Source organism: Paraburkholderia acidicola, assembly GCF_002362315.1.
GTDB lineage: Bacteria > Pseudomonadota > Gammaproteobacteria > Burkholderiales > Burkholderiaceae > Paraburkholderia > Paraburkholderia acidicola.
Genome location: NZ_MTZV01000004.1, coordinates 758,950 through 775,951, shown reverse-complemented (window position 1 = coordinate 775,951; position 17,002 = coordinate 758,950). Strand labels below are relative to the sequence as shown.

The 17,002-nt window shown below is 62.2% G+C and carries 17 protein-coding genes; 9 read left to right on the top strand and 8 right to left on the bottom strand.

Annotated features, from left to right (window positions below):
- The first annotated feature begins 191 nt into the window (after positions 1 to 191).
- Positions 192 to 863, top strand: a complete 672-nt coding sequence (locus BWP39_RS13750) for a DedA family protein (RefSeq protein WP_170043856.1) — start codon at positions 192 to 194, stop codon at positions 861 to 863.
- Here BWP39_RS13750 and BWP39_RS13745 read toward each other — a convergent pair.
- Positions 860 to 1,798 carry a LysR family transcriptional regulator gene (locus BWP39_RS13745; RefSeq protein ID WP_096720977.1) on the bottom strand — a complete coding sequence of 313 codons (939 nt, stop codon included), beginning with the start codon at positions 1,796 to 1,798 and terminating at the stop codon, positions 860 to 862. The two genes, BWP39_RS13750 and BWP39_RS13745, sit on opposite strands and share 4 nt — an antisense overlap.
- A 110-nt stretch (positions 1,799 to 1,908) precedes the next feature.
- Between BWP39_RS13745 and BWP39_RS13740 the strand changes: the two genes are divergently transcribed.
- A complete protein-coding gene (locus BWP39_RS13740) occupies positions 1,909 to 3,333 on the top strand; it encodes an aldehyde dehydrogenase family protein (protein WP_096720975.1) in 1,425 nt (474 codons plus the stop codon).
- Here BWP39_RS13740 and BWP39_RS13735 read toward each other — a convergent pair.
- Positions 3,294 to 3,842: a hypothetical protein gene (locus BWP39_RS13735; RefSeq protein WP_133116873.1), complete on the bottom strand. Its 549-nt coding sequence runs from the start codon at positions 3,840 to 3,842 to the stop codon at positions 3,294 to 3,296. The genes BWP39_RS13740 and BWP39_RS13735 overlap by 40 nt on opposite strands.
- A gap of 319 nt (positions 3,843 to 4,161) precedes the next feature.
- Between BWP39_RS13735 and BWP39_RS13730 the strand changes: the two genes are divergently transcribed.
- The 5 genes from BWP39_RS13730 (at position 4,162) to BWP39_RS13710 (ending at position 9,285) form a co-directional block, all read left to right on the top strand.
- Positions 4,162 to 5,622, top strand: coding sequence for a purine-cytosine permease family protein (locus BWP39_RS13730; RefSeq protein ID WP_096720971.1), 1,461 nt, complete (start codon positions 4,162 to 4,164; stop codon positions 5,620 to 5,622).
- Positions 5,623 to 6,042: 420 nt separating this feature from the next.
- Positions 6,043 to 6,318, top strand: a complete 276-nt coding sequence (locus tag BWP39_RS13725; RefSeq protein ID WP_091010055.1) for an HU family DNA-binding protein — start codon at positions 6,043 to 6,045, stop codon at positions 6,316 to 6,318.
- A gap of 19 nt (positions 6,319 to 6,337) precedes the next feature.
- Positions 6,338 to 7,735 (top strand): alpha,alpha-trehalose-phosphate synthase (UDP-forming), encoded by a 1,398-nt coding sequence (otsA, locus tag BWP39_RS13720; RefSeq protein ID WP_096720969.1) that lies wholly within the window; start codon positions 6,338 to 6,340, stop codon positions 7,733 to 7,735.
- A gap of 54 nt (positions 7,736 to 7,789) precedes the next feature.
- Entirely contained in the window at positions 7,790 to 8,566 is a 777-nt protein-coding gene (locus tag BWP39_RS13715) for a hypothetical protein (RefSeq protein ID WP_096720967.1), read from the top strand.
- Between the two features lie 167 nt (positions 8,567 to 8,733).
- Positions 8,734 to 9,285, top strand: coding sequence for a glutathione peroxidase (locus tag BWP39_RS13710; RefSeq protein WP_096720965.1), 552 nt, complete (start codon positions 8,734 to 8,736; stop codon positions 9,283 to 9,285).
- Positions 9,286 to 9,363: 78 nt separating this feature from the next.
- Here BWP39_RS13710 and BWP39_RS13705 read toward each other — a convergent pair whose 3' ends face one another.
- The 6 genes from BWP39_RS13705 to BWP39_RS13680 all read right to left on the bottom strand — a co-directional run bounded on the left by BWP39_RS13705 (position 9,364) and on the right by BWP39_RS13680 (position 15,318).
- Positions 9,364 to 10,269, bottom strand: a complete 906-nt coding sequence (locus BWP39_RS13705; RefSeq protein WP_096720963.1) for an SMP-30/gluconolactonase/LRE family protein — start codon at positions 10,267 to 10,269, stop codon at positions 9,364 to 9,366.
- A gap of 36 nt (positions 10,270 to 10,305) precedes the next feature.
- Positions 10,306 to 11,286: an ABC transporter permease gene (locus BWP39_RS13700; protein ID WP_096722564.1), complete on the bottom strand. Its 981-nt coding sequence runs from the start codon at positions 11,284 to 11,286 to the stop codon at positions 10,306 to 10,308.
- Between the two features lie 14 nt (positions 11,287 to 11,300).
- Entirely contained in the window at positions 11,301 to 12,248 is a 948-nt protein-coding gene (locus BWP39_RS13695) for an ABC transporter permease (protein WP_096722562.1), read from the bottom strand.
- Between the two features lie 5 nt (positions 12,249 to 12,253).
- The gene (locus BWP39_RS13690) at positions 12,254 to 13,744 is read right to left on the bottom strand and encodes a sugar ABC transporter ATP-binding protein (protein ID WP_096720961.1); all 1,491 of its coding nucleotides are present in this window, start codon (positions 13,742 to 13,744) and stop codon (positions 12,254 to 12,256) included.
- Positions 13,745 to 13,785: 41 nt separating this feature from the next.
- Complete coding sequence (locus BWP39_RS13685; protein WP_096720959.1) at positions 13,786 to 14,814, bottom strand: ABC transporter substrate-binding protein; 1,029 nt, start codon at positions 14,812 to 14,814, stop codon at positions 13,786 to 13,788.
- A 252-nt stretch (positions 14,815 to 15,066) separates the two neighbouring features.
- Positions 15,067 to 15,318 (bottom strand): hypothetical protein, encoded by a 252-nt coding sequence (locus BWP39_RS13680; RefSeq protein WP_096720957.1) that lies wholly within the window; start codon positions 15,316 to 15,318, stop codon positions 15,067 to 15,069.
- A 286-nt stretch (positions 15,319 to 15,604) separates the two neighbouring features.
- Between BWP39_RS13680 and BWP39_RS13675 the strand changes: the two genes are divergently transcribed.
- Together BWP39_RS13675 and BWP39_RS13670 are read left to right on the top strand one after the other, a co-directional pair.
- Complete coding sequence (locus BWP39_RS13675) at positions 15,605 to 16,444, top strand: SPFH domain-containing protein (protein ID WP_096722560.1); 840 nt, start codon at positions 15,605 to 15,607, stop codon at positions 16,442 to 16,444.
- Positions 16,445 to 16,446: 2 nt separating this feature from the next.
- Positions 16,447 to 16,989 carry a hypothetical protein gene (locus BWP39_RS13670; protein ID WP_096720955.1) on the top strand — a complete coding sequence of 181 codons (543 nt, stop codon included), beginning with the start codon at positions 16,447 to 16,449 and terminating at the stop codon, positions 16,987 to 16,989.
- Positions 16,990 to 17,002 lie beyond the last annotated feature (13 nt).

Here is a 17,002-nt window from a genome sequence, read left to right as displayed (position 1 = left end):
CGCTTCCCCGCTGACGCTCCGGGCCGCGGCGTTCCCGCAGTCACACCATATTTTTATTGCGGCCAGGCACTTTCGGTATCATGGCGCGGTCAATTTTCCGGCTTGGCGCCGCAGTATCGGGCGCGCCTTCGCCGCCCGCGTGTTTTCATGCCCGCGGGCCGGTCACCTCATCCGCTCATAAGGGACGTTCCTTGGATACGCTGCTGCAGTTTGTGAACCTTGTCCTGCACATCGACAAGTTTCTCGGAGTCTTCATCAATCAATACGGCGCGTGGGTGTATGCGGTGCTGTTCCTGATCGTGTTCTGCGAAACCGGCCTGGTGGTGCTGCCGTTTCTGCCTGGCGATTCGCTGCTGTTTATCGGCGGCGCGTTTTGCGCGAGCGGCGAAATGAGCCTCGGCTTGCTGATCGTCCTGCTGGTCATTGCGGCGGTTACGGGCAATACCGTCAACTATCTGATTGGCCGGGCGATCGGGCCGAAGGTATTCAATTCGCACATTCCGGTGCTGGAGAAATTCCTCGACCGCGCGGCGCTGCAGAAGACGCACAACTTCTACGAGAAGCACGGCGGCAAGACCATCGTGCTGGCGCGTTTCATTCCGGTGGTGCGGACGTTCGCGCCGTTCGTCGCGGGCGCATCTGCGATGACCGTGCGCCGTTTCCAGTTGTTCAATATCGCTGGTGCGCTGTTCTGGGTGCTGCTGCTGGTGCTGCTCGGGTACTTCTTCGGCAATATTCCGTTTATCCGTCAGTACCTGAATGTGATCGTGCTGGTCGGTATCGGTGCGGCGGTCGTGCCGGTTGTGCTCGGGGCGTTGTGGAAGATGCTGCGCAAATCCACCTCGGCAAGTGACCGACGCTAACGGGTGAGCGGGTTGACTGCTGTTGGCACATGCGCCGCGGAAAGCGGCCCGATTTCGCGGATCAGATCGACAAACGCGCGTAACCCCGCGGGCACATGGCGGCGCCCGGGATAATAAAGACTCAACCCGGGAAAGGTCGGTGTCCAGTCTTCAAGCACGCGTATCAGATGCCCCTGCTCGATATCGCGTGCGACATGCCATTCCGCCAGATGCGTGAGGCCCACGCCCGCGCGGGCGGCTTCGAGCATTAGCGTCGATTCGTCGAGTGTGAGCGGGCCGTCCACCTCGACATCGAGCGCTTCACCCTTCCACGCAAATTCCCAGCGATACAGCCCGCCGCCCGGCATACGCGAGCGGATACAGGCGTGGTTGCGCAGATCGTCGGGGGTACGCGGCGGGGGATGCTGCTCGAAATAAGCGGGGCTGCCCACTACAGCGAAGCGCAGTTCGGTGGTCAGCGGCACGGCGATCATGTCGCCCGGAACCGTCTCGGCGAGTCGCACGCCCGCGTCGTAACCGCCGGCGACGATATCGATCAGCCGTCCCTCGGTGACCATGTCGACCTTCATCTCCGGATAACGGCGCAAATACTCCAGCACGACCGGCCTGAGGATCAGGCGCGCCGCGCTCGCGGCCATGTTGATGCGCAGCGTGCCCGACGGCGTCTGCCGATGCGAATTCACCGCGTCGATTGCATCGTGGATCGTGGATAGCGCCGGCGCAATCTTGCCGACGAACTGCTCGCCGGCCTCGGTTAACGCGACGCTGCGCGTCGTGCGATGGAACAGCCGTACGTTAAGGCGCGCCTCGATGCCGGCAATCGCCTGACTCAGCGCGGAGGGCGACATACCGAGTTCGGTCGCCGCCGCACGGAAGTTGCCGAGCCTGGCCACAGCCAGCACGGCTTCGAGTTCGGTCAGCCCCGATCGATGCATTGTCCCGATTTCCTGAATGGCTCATGCGGATTTGTGTAGCTTATCAAATCAATGGGCGAAGTCTAGACTGGCTTCACTGAAATCGGCTGCAAGGCCACGGAGGCAACACAGTGAAGCTCATCGACACGATCTATATCGACGGCGCGTTCGTGAAACCGCACGGGCGCGAGCGTTTCGATCTCGTGAACCCGTCGACCGAGGCCGTCATCGGCCAGGTGACGCTCGGCGACGAGATTGACACGCAACACGCAATCGATGCGGCCGTGCACGCGTTCCCGGCGTTTTCACGCACCAGCCGCAGCAAGCGCATCGCGATGCTGCGCCGTCTGCACGACGCGCTGATGGCGCGCAGCGACGATCTGAACGAAGCGACCGTCGAGGAATACGGCGCGCCACAAGCACGTGCGCAGTGGAGCACGCGCTATGCCGCGGAAGCCTTTCTCTCGATGGCGACCACGCTCGAAACCTACGAGTTCACGCGGCGTGTGAATACGGCCGAGGTGGTGATGGAACCGGTCGGTGTAGTCGGTCTGATTACGCCGTGGAACGCCAACGCCGGTTTTATCTGCAACAAGCTTGCGACCGCGATCGCCGCGGGCTGCACGACGGTCATCAAACCGAGCGAGATGAGCGCGCTGCAGACGCAGATCGTGATCGAGGCGCTGCACGAAGCCGGCTTGCCACCGGGCGTGTTCAACGTCGTGAATGGATTAGGCAATGTGGTGGGCGCGACGCTTGCCGCGCATCCGAAGATCGCGAAGATTTCGTTCACCGGTTCGACGGCGGTCGGCAAGTCGATCCTGCGGACCGGTGCCGAGACGATGAAGCGCGTGACGCTGGAACTGGGTGGCAAGTCGCCGACGCTGCTGCTCGACGATGCGAACTTCGCCGAAGCGTTGCCGCTTGCGCTCAATCTTGCGTTCATGAACAGCGGCCAGGCCTGCATTGCGGGTACACGCCTGCTGGTGCCGGAGCAACGGCTCGACGAAGTGATCGAACGGGTGAAGAACCTGATCGCCACGATCCAGTCGGGCGATCCGCACGATCCGGCCACCACGATCGGGCCGATGGTCAATCGCAAGCAATACGAGCGCGTGCAGCACTACATCCGGGTTGGTGAAGAAGAGGGCGCAACGTTGATCGCGGGTGGTGCGGGACGGCCCGACGGATTGACGCGCGGTTACTTCGTGAAGCCGACGGTCTTCGCGCACGTCACCAACAACATGACGATCGCACGCGAAGAAATCTTCGGGCCGGTGCTGTCGATCCTCGCGTACCGCTCGGAGGAAGAAGCGATCGAGATTGCCAACGACACCGTCTATGGTCTGCAGGCCAGCGTGTTCTCGTCGAACCTTGCGCGTGCGCGTAGCGTGGCCTCGCAGCTCGCGGCGGGACGCGTGCTGATCAACGGCGTGCATCACGATCCGCTCGCGCCGTTCGGCGGTCACAAGCAATCGGGGATAGGCCGCGAGTATGGCGTGTTCGGACTCGAAGCCTATCTCGAGCCCAAGACCTTGCTGGGTGCCGCGAGTTGATCTGCGTGTGGCTCGGGAGAAGCGCTTTCTTGCGAAGCGGCGCGCCTGCGTAACCGCGCGCAATGCGGACACCAGTTGCCCCGGTTCTGGACCGTCCTCGAGGTGGCTTGCCAGACGTGCCCGAACTCGCACATCCAGGTGAGCTTGTCCGCGTAGCCAAGATATTGCGTGCTCAGGCACTGGCCGCCGCGTCGACGGGCGGCTTCCTGCAGGTCTTCAATCGTGCGGCGTTGACGTTCGTTGGCGCAGAGCCGGCACCACTTGCCGACCAGCACGAGATGGCCCCACCCAAGCCACTCGTGTCCCTTTGCGCAGCGAAAGCGATACTTGGCCTGCAGCTTCGTACACGCATCTTCGAGACATACGCCGCCGTGCGCGGCAGCGGCGGCCTGAAGGCGGGCCAGCCCGTCTGGATCGCACCGCGGACGCGGTGCGGTGGTCGCGGAGGTGGATGCGGTGGATGCAGTGGGTGTTGCTGCACTGGTGGGAAGACTGAAATGGTTCGACATGCGATGTTCCGGGTGCGTGCTCGTTTGCGCGATACCGATGGCGCGAAACATTTCACGCGTGCGGCGTGCCGATTTTAGGCATCGTCGGTCCACTGAACTTTGAACGTTTGTGAATTCGGCGGAGAAATTTCGCCTGCACCGGCGATGTCCGAAGTAGCGATGTTGTATAGGCAGGAGCGGCGGATCTGGCGTGAAAATCGTCGATCAAAGGCTTACTGGCTGGGAATCAAAGGGTAAACACCAGCGCAGAAAATAGTTGTCTATACAAATTTGACCGCATACAGTCGTTTCGAAACCGCCGCACTCGAAAGGATCTGTCATGGCTGTCCCCACCCACGATGCGCAGTCGCGCACCGTCGTCGAACGTCGGACGATCGACTACATTCCCGCTGCCGAACGTCACGGCCACCTGATCAGCCAGTTCACGCTGTGGCTTGCAGCCAACCTGCAGATCACCGCGATCGTTACCGGCGCCCTGGCTGTCGTGCTGGGCGGCGATGTGTTCTGGTCGCTGGTGGGACTGCTGGTCGGGCAGGTACTCGGCGGCGCGGTGATGGCGCTGCATGGCGCACAAGGTCCGCAACTCGGCCTGCCGCAGATGATCTCGAGCCGCGTGCAGTTCGGCGTGTACGGCGCGGTGATTCCGATCGTGCTCGTCTGTCTGATGTACGTCGGCTTCTCGGCAAGCGGAACGGTCCTCGCTGGCCAGGCGGTTGCGCAACTGCTGCATGTGGGCGATGAGGCCGGAATTGTTCTGTTCACGGCGGTCATCGTCGCGTTCACGGTGTTCGGCTATCGGCTGATTCATACGGTTGGGCGCATTGCGAGCGTGATCGGCGTGATTGCGTTCGTGTACCTGTTCGCGCAACTGCTGATCGGGCACGACGTCGGGCAACTGCTTGCGATCCGTCATTTCTCGATCAGCAGCTTCCTGCTGGCCATTTCGCTGTCGGCGTCCTGGCAGATCGCCTTTGGTCCTTACGTGGCCGACTACTCGCGCTATCTGCCGCGCACGACTTCTCCACGCAAGACGTTCTGGCTGATCGGCGCCGGTTCGGTGCTGGGCGCGCAGACCTCGATGACCTTCGGCGTGTTTGCCGCGGCGCTCGCCGGCAAGCAGTTCTCCGGGCACGAGGTGTCGTTCGTCGTCGGGCTCGGTGCGACCGGCGCGATCGCCGCGCTGCTCTACTTCGCGATTGCGTTCGGCAAAATCACGATCACGACGCTCAACGCGTATGGCAGCGTGATGTCAGTGGCGACGATCGTCAGCGGCTTTCGCGGCGACAACCGCTTTTCGCAACGCGGGCGGCTCGCGTATGTCGTTGTGATGATCGGTGCGGCGATGTGGCTCGCGCTCGCGGGGCGTCACGCATTCCTGAAAGAGTTCTCGTCGTTCATCCTGTTTCTGCTCGCGTTCTTCACACCATGGAGCGCGATCAATCTGGTCGACTACTACTTCATCACACGCGACCGCTACGACGTACCCGCGCTATACGATCCGAACGGACGCTACGGCCGCTGGAACGCGACGGGCATCTCCGTCTACGTGATCGGCGTGCTCGTACAACTACCGTTCATATCGAGCGGCTTCTATACCGGACCGTTCGTCGACCGCCTCGGCGGCACGGATATTTCGTGGATCGTCGGGCTCGTCGTGCCCGCGCTGCTTTACTTCTGGCTTGCACGTCGGGTGCAGCGAAGCATGCCCGCCCACCTGATCCTGCCGCACGATCCGGCAGACGCTCATGCGAAGTGGGAAGGCGAAACCGTCGCGAAGTAGGCGATCGGTTCTCGCTCTTCGGCACAGGGAGCGACGGACGAATCCGCCGCTCCGAGCGGCGCGCGGACTGACAAGGCGCGGTCGGTTCGCCGCGTATCTAGCACGCAAATCCAGCGAAACCTCATCGAAATCGCACCGTATATAGCTCAATATGCCGTATGATTCGACGCCTCTCAGGCGTTGCCACGGCCGACTGGAAGCTGGCCGGAACCCGCCGAAAAGCCCGCCGGAGGCCGATCCTGGCGGCAAAGCGGACGTCCGTGCCACGATCCTCAGGCTTGTGCAATGAGGGCCGGTTGGGTTACGGTATGGACGGGCTCTGTCTCTGCCCAGCGTCTGAGAGCGCAGGCGCCACCGCAGATCAAGGGTGTCCTGGCAGCGGATTGCCATTGAACCGAACATGACCACCACGGAGATTCCATGAACAAGCAGGAACTGATCGACGCTGTGGCAGCGTCCACAGGTGCGAGCAAATCGTCCACCGGAGAAGCCATCGATGCGGTAATTCACGCCATTACCCAGGCGGTTGCCTCGGGTGACGGCGTGCAGCTCGTCGGCTTCGGTTCTTTCAGCCAGGGCTCGCGTGCTGCGAGAACCGGGCGTAACCCAGCCACGGGCGCCACCATCAACATCGCCGCGGCAAAAACAGTGAAGTTCACCCCGGGCAAGGCATTCAAGGACGTAGTGAACAGCTAGTCCACCGACCATTCGCTCGATGAGCCGTCTGGTCGTCGTTTCCAACCGCACTGCCGACCCGCGCAAGACCGCAGCGGGCGGGCTGGCAGTCGCGGTGCGTGAAAGCCTGCAACAGACCGGCGGTTTATGGTTCGGCTGGAGCGGAAAGATCCGCAGCGAGACGGACGCTGCTGCGGGTCAACCCGATGTACGCGTACAGACGACAGGCAGCGTCACGCTCGCCACGCTCGATCTGGATCAGCGCGACTACGACACCTACTATCTCGGCTACGCCAACGATGTGCTGTGGCCGGTGTTTCACTATCGGCTCGACCTCGCCAACTTCGATGTCCGTTTCGCAGCCGGCTACCGGCGCGTCAACCAGCTGTTTGCGCGCAAGCTGATGCCGCTGCTGCGACCCGACGATCTGATCTGGGTTCACGACTACCACCTCATTCCGCTTGCCGCCGAACTGCGCGCGATGGGATGCACGAACCGCATCGGTTTCTTTCTGCATATCCCGATGCCGCCGCCGCTCATCATGGCGGCGATTCCGGAGCACGAGTGGTTGATGCGCTCGCTGTTCGCTTACGACCTCGTGGGTTTTCAGGCCGAAGCCGACGTCACGCATTTCGCGCACTACGTCGAATCGGAAGCGCAGGCGCACCGGCTGGAGCCGGGTCGTCTGCGGGCGTTTCAGCGCACGCTGCGCGTGGGCGCATATCCGATCGGTATCGATGTCGACGAATTTGCCGGGCTCGCACAAGGGAAGGAAGGGCGCGAGATGTTCGTGCGCATGCGCGAAGAGTATTCGCGGCGACGTCTATTGATCGGTGTCGACCGGCTCGATTATTCGAAGGGCTTGCCGCAGCGCGTGCATGCGTTTCGCGAACTGCTCGCGCAATATCCCGAGAATCACAACAGCGCGACGCTGATCCAGATCGCCTCACCCAGCCGCGAGGACGTCGGTGCCTACGACGATCTGCGCCGGCAGATGGACAGCCTGTGCGGCGAGATCAACGGCGACTATGGGGAACTCGACTGGATGCCGGTGCGCTACATTCACCGCAATGTGGCGCGCAAGCGCCTGCCGGGTCTATACCGCGCAAGTCGCGTCGCGCTCGTCACGCCGTTGCGAGACGGCATGAACCTCGTCGCGAAGGAATTCATCGCGGCGCAGGACCCGGCCGATCCTGGCATGCTCGTGCTGTCGCGCTTTGCCGGCGCGGCCGAACAGCTGACCGACGCCTTGCTCGTCAATCCCTACGATGCGCAAGGCACCGCGCAGGCGATCCAGCGCGCACTGACCATGCCGCTCGACGAACGCATCAATCGGCACACGCGGCTTACGCAGCGCATTCGCGAACACGATGTGCACTGGTGGTGCGCGAGCTTTCTCGAAGCGCTCGAGCACAGCGGGCAGGAACACGACTCCTGACGCGATCTGCCATGCCGACCGTACAATCCGACATTTCCCGGATCTGAGGGTGCCGTGACGCATAGCGCGGGAGCCACGAAGACGTCCTATTCGCTACGGGCGGCCGTCGTTCGAACGGTCGTCTCGGGGGCGATTCTCAACGCCTTCGCGATCGTGCTCGCCTACTTCGCTTACTGGTGCGATCTCGGCATGTCGCTGCTGCCCGGACGGATCAGTATCGGTATCGCGGTGGTGTGCCTCGGCGGACCGCTGCTGATCCTGCTGCTGTTTCGCCGTTCGACGAGTCTGGTGATTGTCGGCATCGTCAAGCTGCTGGGTGCGCTGTCGATCTACGCGCTGTTCGGCGTCACGTTCTACTTCTTCTTTTTCGCCTTTGCGCCGATGCCGGATCGTGCGCACCTCGTGAGTCTCGTCCTGGGCGCGGTGTTGACGGGTTACTGGTTAGCGTTTTCGTATGTCGACCTGCGCCGCTTCGTCAGACATTCGACGTTTGTCGATGAGGCCTTCGATGTATCGGGCAACGCAATCGTTTGCGACGACAGGCTCTTCGAGATTTTCGAGGACATGTACGAGCAGAAGACCGTGTTCTCGATCTGGCATACGCGCATCGTGATGGCGATCGTGCCGGTTCTGCTCGTGCCGTATCAGGTGGCGACGTTTTTCTTCGGCACGCAAGGATTGCTGTTCTTTGTCGCGGCGATTACGTTCCCGGTTTCCTTGTGGGTTGTCGGCGCAATGCTGCGGATCGCGACCGTCATGATCCTGGTGCCAGCGGCGCTGCAGCGGCAATCGGGCAAGCGCGTGTTGCTTAAGTCCACGGCCTGGTTCTGACCTGGGCTGCTGCTGTTGCGCCGTCTGAAGGATTCACGGCGACGTGGCATCATCGATCCTGCCGACCGTGGCCCGGGCAATGCAACATCCCCGCGGCCACTGCACTGCAACCCGCGTGTGAACATCCGCCGATCCGGCGATATTTCAGTCCAGGAGAGAGCAGCACCATGAGCGAAGCTATCTATGACATTCCGGTGAAGTCGATCGACGGCACCGAACTCACGCTCGACCAGTTCAAGGGTCGCGCACTACTGGTGGTCAACGTTGCGTCGAAATGCGGTTTGACACCGCAATACGAAGGGCTCGAGAAGCTCTATGAACAGAAGCGCGCTGCGGGTCTCGAAGTGCTGGCGTTTCCGGCCAACAACTTCAAGGGGCAGGAGCCCGGCAGCGACGACGAAATCAAGCAGTTTTGCAGCACGACGTATGACGTGACCTTTCCGTTGTTCTCGAAGATCTCGGTGGTCGGCGAGGATCAGCATCCGCTGTATGGCGCACTGACCGCGGCGCAACCGGATGCATCCGGCGACGGTCCGTTCCGCGAGCGCCTGAAGGGCTACGGTATTGCGCCGAACCCGGCACCCGACGTGCTGTGGAACTTCGAGAAATTTCTCGTGAGCCGCGACGGCCGCGTGATCGGGCGTTTCGCGCCGGACATCACCGCCGACGATCCGCGCCTGCTCGAAGCGATCGATGCGGAGTTGACGCGCGGCGCATAAGTTGCGTGTGAGTGCTGTGTATGCAGATTGACGGGGCGGTGTCTCGCAGCGACGGGAGACACCACCTGTTTCGCTGGATCAAACGGTCGCGCCGCGCACCGCTACAGACAGCGAATACAACGAAGTATTGGCGGTAATAAACAGCCGGTTGCGCAGCGCCCCGCCGAACGTCAGATTCGCAACCACTTCGGGCGTCAGGATCTTGCCGAGCAGTTCACCATCGGGTGTATAGCAATGCACGCCGTCGCGCGCACTGGTCCAGACGTTGCCATGTTCATCCACGCGCATGCCGTCGGGTACGCCCTGCGCAATCTCGACAAAGACACGACCGTTGCGCAGTGTGCCGTCGACCACATCGAACACACGGATGTGATGTGGCGCGCCCTCGATATGCGAGGCGGCCGAATCGGCGATATACAGGCGCGACTCATCCGGTGAAAACGCGAGGCCGTTCGGCTTGACGAAATCGTCGGCAACGAGCGTGACTTCGCCGTTATGAGGCGAGATGCGATACACATTGCATCGACCGATCTCGCTCTCCGCAATACCGCCCTCACGGTCGCTCAGAATGCCGTAGTCGGGGTCGGTGAACCAGATCGTGTCGTCGGATTTGATTACGACATCGTTCGGTGAATTGAGCCGCTTGCCCTGGTAGGCCGAAGCCAGCACGGTGATGGTGCCGTCGTGTGCGGTGCGGGTGACGCGGCGCGTGCGGTGTTCGCAGGTCACCAGCCGGCCGTCGCGGTCGCGCGTATTGCCGTTGGAAAAATTCGAATTCGCGCGAAACGTGCCGACGCCCATGCCCGGTACCCAACGCAACATGCGGCTGTTCGGAATGTCGCTCCAGACGAGATAGTCGCCAGCCGGAAAATACACCGGACCTTCCGCCCACAGACAATCGCCATAGAGTTTCTCGAGCGGTTCATCGGGCAGCAGCAGCGCGCGAAAACGTTCGTCGTGAATTTCGAAATCGTGTGCGTTCATGGCGGTTATCGTCCGTTGAAAAAGCGGTTGCGTTGATCAGCGCGCGGTTCGGCCGCCGGCCGCGACGACCACAGCGATGATCAACACACCGTAGGCGATCGAGCGTATGCCCGCGCCGGCGCCGAGTGCGTTGAGCACGGCATTGGTGAGAAACAGGAACATCGACGCGCCCCATACGCCGGTCACCGTCGCGCGTCCTCCGGTCACCAGCGTACCGCCGATCACGACAACCGCAATCGAGATCAGCATGTACTCGACGCCCATGTCGAGTGTCGCGCCGCCCGATACCGCCGAGAGCAGCACGCCCGTGAATGCGGCGATCGCACCGGACATCAGATAGACCGCGCAGCGCGTTTTTTCTACGCCGACACCGGCGAGCCACGCAGCACGCGGATTCTGACCGACGGCGGAAAGACCACGCCCGAACACGCTTAGATGCAGCAGGATCGCGATCGCCACCGACAGCACCAGCGCGATCAGCGCGAGGTGCGGTACGCCGAGCAACCGACCGTTAGCGAACACTTCGAGTGCGGCGGGCGGCGCGTTCATGCCGTGGCTCTGCGTGATCGCAACCGACTGCACGATGAAACTCGACGAGAGCGTCGCGATGATCGGCGGAATGCGCAGCGTGCGGATCAACAGATAGTTCGCGAACCCTACCGCGACACCGGCTGCGACTGCCGCAGCGAAACCGGCAACGACACCGCTCGAGGCCATCACGTGCATACCGATCATGCCCGCGAGTGCGATGACAGATGGCACGGACAGATCGATATTGCCCGGCCCCGACGTGATGACGAGCATCTGCGCGAGACCGACCAGCACCATGAACGTACCGAACACGAGGGCAGTCAGCACGACATTGCCGGCGATCGACAATCCGAACACGCTCGCAATGACGACGCCGACAATCGCCGCACCGGCGAACGACCATGCCCACGGTGCGCGCAATATCCGCAGGCGCCCGCTGCTCGCTGCGAGGCTCGACGCGGGCGGCGACGCAGTTCCGGACTGCAGCGGCGAGGGCGCATTCACGGGCGGTCTCCCCGGCGTTGCAGCACGACGCGCAGCGACAGCACGACGATCAGGATCGCGCCTTGCATACCGACCTGCCAGTCGGGCGCGATGTCGAGAAACGCGAGGAACGACGCGGCGACGGTCAGCGTGATCGCACCGAGCACGGCGCCCCACACCGAGACACGTCCACCGACAAACTCTCCACCGCCGAGTATCACCGCCGCGATCGAGAGCAGCGTGTAGCGCAGTGCGAGATTGGAATCGGCAGAGGTGGTGAGGCCGAGCAGCGAGAGCCCCGCCAGTACACCGAAGATGCCAGCGATGCCGTACAGGATCGCGCGGCTTTTGATCATCGACCAGCCGAAGCGGCTCATCGCGCGCGGGTTGCCACCGGCGGCCCGCACACGTACGCCCGCCGACGAGCGCATCAGCAGCAGATGCCCGACGAGCGCGATCGCCACCGACCACACGACAGGTGCCGCGATCAGCGGCGTCTGGAACGTCATGAGACCGGTGAGCCACGCGGGACTCGTGCCACCAGGCGACGGCAGCAGCAACACCGCGAGCCCGGTCCAGACGAACGACAGACCGAGCGTGACGACGATCGACGGTATCTGACGGTACTCGATCAACGCGCCGATCGCTGCATAGAGCAGCACGCAACCCGCCAGCGCCGCAATGCCTAGCCACGGTTCGCGCACGAGCAGCGTCGCACCGATGCAGGCAGTGAGGCTCACGAACGAACCGATCGACAGATCGAGATCGTTGACGGTGATGACGGCCAGTTGTGCGAGCGTCGCGAAGACGATCGGCACCGCGAGATTGAGCAGCAGGCCAAGACCGAAATAGCTGAAGGTGGCGGGCTGCAGGATGAAGATCGGTACGAGGATCGCGATCAGCGAAAACAGCGGCAGCAGGGCGCGCAGCGGCACCTGTCGCAGCACTCCGGGAGACGATGCCATGCGGCTCATGCGGCATGCTCCTCGAAACTGGCGGCGAGCAGCGTTTCTTCGTCGCATTCGTGCGCATCGAGTACACGGTTAACGCAGCCGGAACGGAACACGTACGCGCGATCGCAGTGCGCGAGTTCGTCGTTTTCGGTGGTGTACCAGATGAACGTGCGGCCGCGTGCCGCTTCGCTGCGCACGAGTTGATAGATGTCGTGCTTGGTGCCGACGTCGACGCCGCGTGTGGGATCGTCCATCAGGATCAGGTCGGCATCCGAAGCCAGCGCGCGGGCGAACAGCACTTTCTGCTGGTTGCCGCCGCTGAGCGACAGGATGCCTGCGTTCATCGCCGCGCCGCGAATGCCGATCTTCGACTGCCAGTCTTCGGTGAGCGTACGTGCGCCTGTTGCGTCGACGAACAGGCGGCAGCGCCCTCCTTGTTGCACACCGTTGAGCCAACGTAACACCAGGTTCTCGCTGATCGACCAGAGCGGGAATACACCGTCGCTCGCACGGTCGCCTGCGACGAAGGCGACGCGCTGTTGCGCGCTGCGTCGCGTGGCGCTTCGATAGATGGCCAGCAGCGCTTCGGTCTGTCCTTGTCCCGCAAGACCGGCAAAGCCGACGATCTCGCCGCGCGCCGCTTCGATCGTTGAGCGTCGTGCAGCGGGGCCGACGTGCCAGGTGAAGTGCGCGGCATCACGTGGCGCGCGATTCGACTCACGCGTCTGAGAATCGGCTTCCACGTGCTGGCCCATCGCGCGAACGATGGCTTCCTGCGTGAGTCCTTCGTGCGGCAGCAGCGCAGCAGTTGTACCGTCGCGCATCACGAGCACGCGGTCGGCCACGCGTTCGATTTCACCGAGCATGTGGCTGATCAGAATGCAGGTAATGCCGCGCTGCGCGACTGCGCGCACAAACGTCAACAACTGCGCGGCAGTATGTCCATCGAGACTCGAAGTCGGTTCATCGAGAATCACGAGTTTCACCGGTGCGCGCATGACCGTGAACGCGCGCGCGATCTCGACCATCTGACGCTGCGTGAGCGTCAGATCGGCCACCAGCTCGGAGCCGTTCAATCCATGACCGGGGAAGATTGCATCGAGTTGTTCGCGCATCAGCGCCGTGGCTTTCTTGCGCCAGCCGTAGCCCTTGAGTTCGGGATGCAGGATGCACATGTTCTCGGTCACCGAGAGATTCGCGCAGAGCGATAGCTCCTGGAAGACACAGCGAACACCGGCTTCGCGTGCGGCGTTGGCGTCGTAGTGCGCCACGGGCCGGTCATGTATCGACAGCGTGCCTTCATCGGGTGTGTAGACGCCTGCGAGTACTGCCATCAACGTGGACTTGCCCGCGCCGTTGTGTCCGGCGATGCCGACGCATTCGCCGCTGCGAAAGACGAAGTCGATACCGCTCAGCGCCTTGACCTGTCCGAAAGTCTTGCTGATGCCGGCAAGACCGATCAGCGCGACGCCCGGGTGACTGTCAGACGATCCTGCTGCAGCGACCACGATGTGTCTTCCCCCTCGTCAGGCTAGAACCGCAACGCGCGCTATTGAGCGTCGACGATCTTGATGACTTCGTCGCGCGTGTATTCCTTGTTGGCGAGCGAGCCGGGCGGCGTCTTCGCAAGGACCGCATCGAGTTCTTCCGCCTTGACTTCGAGCAGCGGCATGCGGATGTCGTGCGGCAGCTTCTTGCCCGCAAGCAGTTGCTGCGCGACCCAGAACGCGAAGGTCGATGCACCTGGCGGGATGGTCACGGACATCGTCTGATAGCCACTCTTGCGTTGTTGCGCCCACCACGCGAGTTCTTCCTGGCGATTGCCGAGGATGATGATCGGTGTGGGACGTCCCGCTTCTGCGAAGGCCTTCGCCGCACCGAAACCGTCGCCGCCCTGAGTGACGACCGCATCGATTTTCGGCAGCGTCGGCAGAATGCCGGCTACCTGTTTCTGCGCCACGGTCTGCGTCCAGTCGCCATGCACCGAGCCGACCAGCTTGAGACCGGGATATTTTTTCAGCTCATCGACGATGCCCGCATGAATCTCGTCGTCGACGGAGACGCCGGCCAGGCCGCGAATTTCGAGCAGGTTACCGTTGCCGTTCAGGCGTTTCGCCAGGTAGTCGACCTGCATCGAACCGAGCTTGCGGAAGTCGACGGCGATCCGGTATGCGCAGGGTTCGGTAGCGATTCCGTCAAACGACACCACCGTCACGCCCACGCCGCACGCCTGCTTGATCACGCCATTCAGCGCAGTAGGCGAAGCCGCATCGACGACGATCGCCTTGAAGCCTTGCAGGATCAGATTCTGCATCTGTTGAACCTGCTCGGTTGCCTGACTCTCCGCCGTGGTGAAAGTCGGTGCGGCTGCAACGACCTTCTGCTTGACCGCGATATCGGCGACGTCTGACCAGCTCTTGAGCATCATCTGACGCCAGCTGTTGCCGGCGTAGTTGTTGGACAGCGCGATCTTCGCCGACGAAGTGTCGCGGGTCGCTGTCTGTGCGCCGGCCACGCTCGCCATGCCGAGACATAGCAACGCAGCGGCAAGCGTGCTGCAGGCAACTCTGGTTCTCATACCTCGTCTCCTGATTACCTGCGAGCGGTGTCCGGCACCTGGGTCGGCGCACGACGTGGCAAACCGCCTCAAATCGGGTTTGTATGTATTTATTGATGAATCTGATGTTCTCCTGTGAACAATTTGGCGTCAATAGTCCCTGCCGGTGGGACTTTCCCTGGCGTTGCGGTGTTACGGGGTTGCGTGAAGGTGAAGGCGCGCGACCTGTGGCGTTACACGCGGGCGGCGAGCTTGCGGATGCGATGCCCGCGATCAACCGTAAGCATCGAGCCACGCGGCAATCTGGGCGTCGGCCTGGCGCGGCGTGACCGTCTCGCCGCTGGCGAGTATTTCGCCGGTCCCGGCCGCAAACGCCTGTTCGTCGTCTTCGGCGTCATCGGCCTCAATGGTCCAGCGATAGTCCACATGGTCCGCAATCGGAGAAGGACCGCCGACGATGCACACGCGGTAGCCGTCGACCAGTGCGACGAAGCCGGTGTCGGTGGCGGTGTAGGTGTAGCGCATGAAGAAGCTCCGGAGAAAGGGGAGAGGTGCGCACCCGGTGCGCTCTGTCACCAGGGCGATTCTAGATTGATTGTCCGCGCAACGATGTGAGAACTGCCCGAACGTGTCTGTTTCATGAAACAACGATCATTCGTTTGAGCCTGGTTTCAGGGCGACTTTCTAAACATCACCGGATCGATTTTGTAATGACATTGAATGCTACAGATAAGCGCTGGATAAGCGCTGATGAATCGACTATCTTTAGCCTCACTCGATGCGCATATACCTGAATACCACGGAGGAATGCATGGCAATCACCAGGCAGGTCATCACGTCGTTGCAGCGTGACGGCACCGATATGCTCGGTACACGCAGTCTCGCGGTCAAGATCGTCGACGACAGCATCGTGTCCGGCTCACTACTCACCGTCGAAAGCAATCATTTCTGCGTGCTCAAATCGCGCGGTGCGGTTCTGAATGTTTACGAAACCGGCCAATATGCGCTGACCACACCCGATAAACCGATTCTGGGTTCGATTGCACAGGGTTTTTTCGGCGGTGCGTCGCCGTGGATTTTCGAAGTCATTTACGTGAACCGTTCCAAACTGCTGGTGCGCAGCCAGGGTATTGCGACCAGCGCGGAAATGGCTGAAATGGCGTATCAGGTCGATTACTACATTCATATCGATTCGAAGGAAGCGGCACTCGATCTGATTACGCATCTGCCGTTCAACGGCCATGTGATCGATACGCAGGAGGTTGCCGATTACGCGAGCCCGGCGATCGAGCAAGCGATCAACCAGATCGTGCAGGTCACGAAGATGGAAAACATCAACGAACACATCAACGAGATCCGCGAATCGGTGAAGACGCATCTGGCCGATTTCCTGCGCATCTTCGGCATCATGCTGAACGACCTGAAGGTGCTGATCGTGCCGAAGGACGAACGGATGCGCGAACTGATCTCGCTGCAGGAAATCGGTCTCACGCCGATCGAAGCGGTCCGCTATTACCTCGCACTGCGGATGGCCGAGAAGGGCCTCGTATCCGCGCCGAATGCGGCTGCGGGATTGCCCTTCCAGATCGGTAGTCCGGCCACCGGGATCTATCCGGTGTCGGCTGGCACGGGACTGACGGGACCCGCCTGATCATGAGTCAGGACTTCTACGACGAAGGGGCGCTGCGGCAGGCCGCGATCAATCTGTTCCACGGCTGGGGCTACAACTTCTATCGCAAGGAGAACCAGCTGCGCGCTGATGATCAACTGGTGCGCAGCAAGGCCGGCTGGCTGCTCGGCACGGCGCGCGCGACGGTAGAGGCCGCCGAGGCTGCGTACCGTCGCGAGTTCTTTCCGACACCGACACGCGAGAAACCGTTTCCCGACCCGGCGCTCGCCGCCGATGCGCGCAAGCTCGAGCGGCTCGCTGCGGACATCGGGGTGATCGGTGGCCGGCTGCAGGCCCAGCCGGTGCCCGAGAACGACCGCATGACACAACGTTATCGCAACGAAGCGGGCACGCTCGAGGCGCTGATCGGTTGGGACCAGCGGCTCGTTGGCCAGTGCGCGCTGCTGAACGCGCTGACCGACGGACGCACCGGCGTCTGGATGCTCGAGCATCTGATCGAACTGCAAGAAGGGCTGACTGCGCTCCAGCAGACGCTGCGTAGCCGGGAAGCGGTATTGCACGAATAACGTTCGAGGTGCG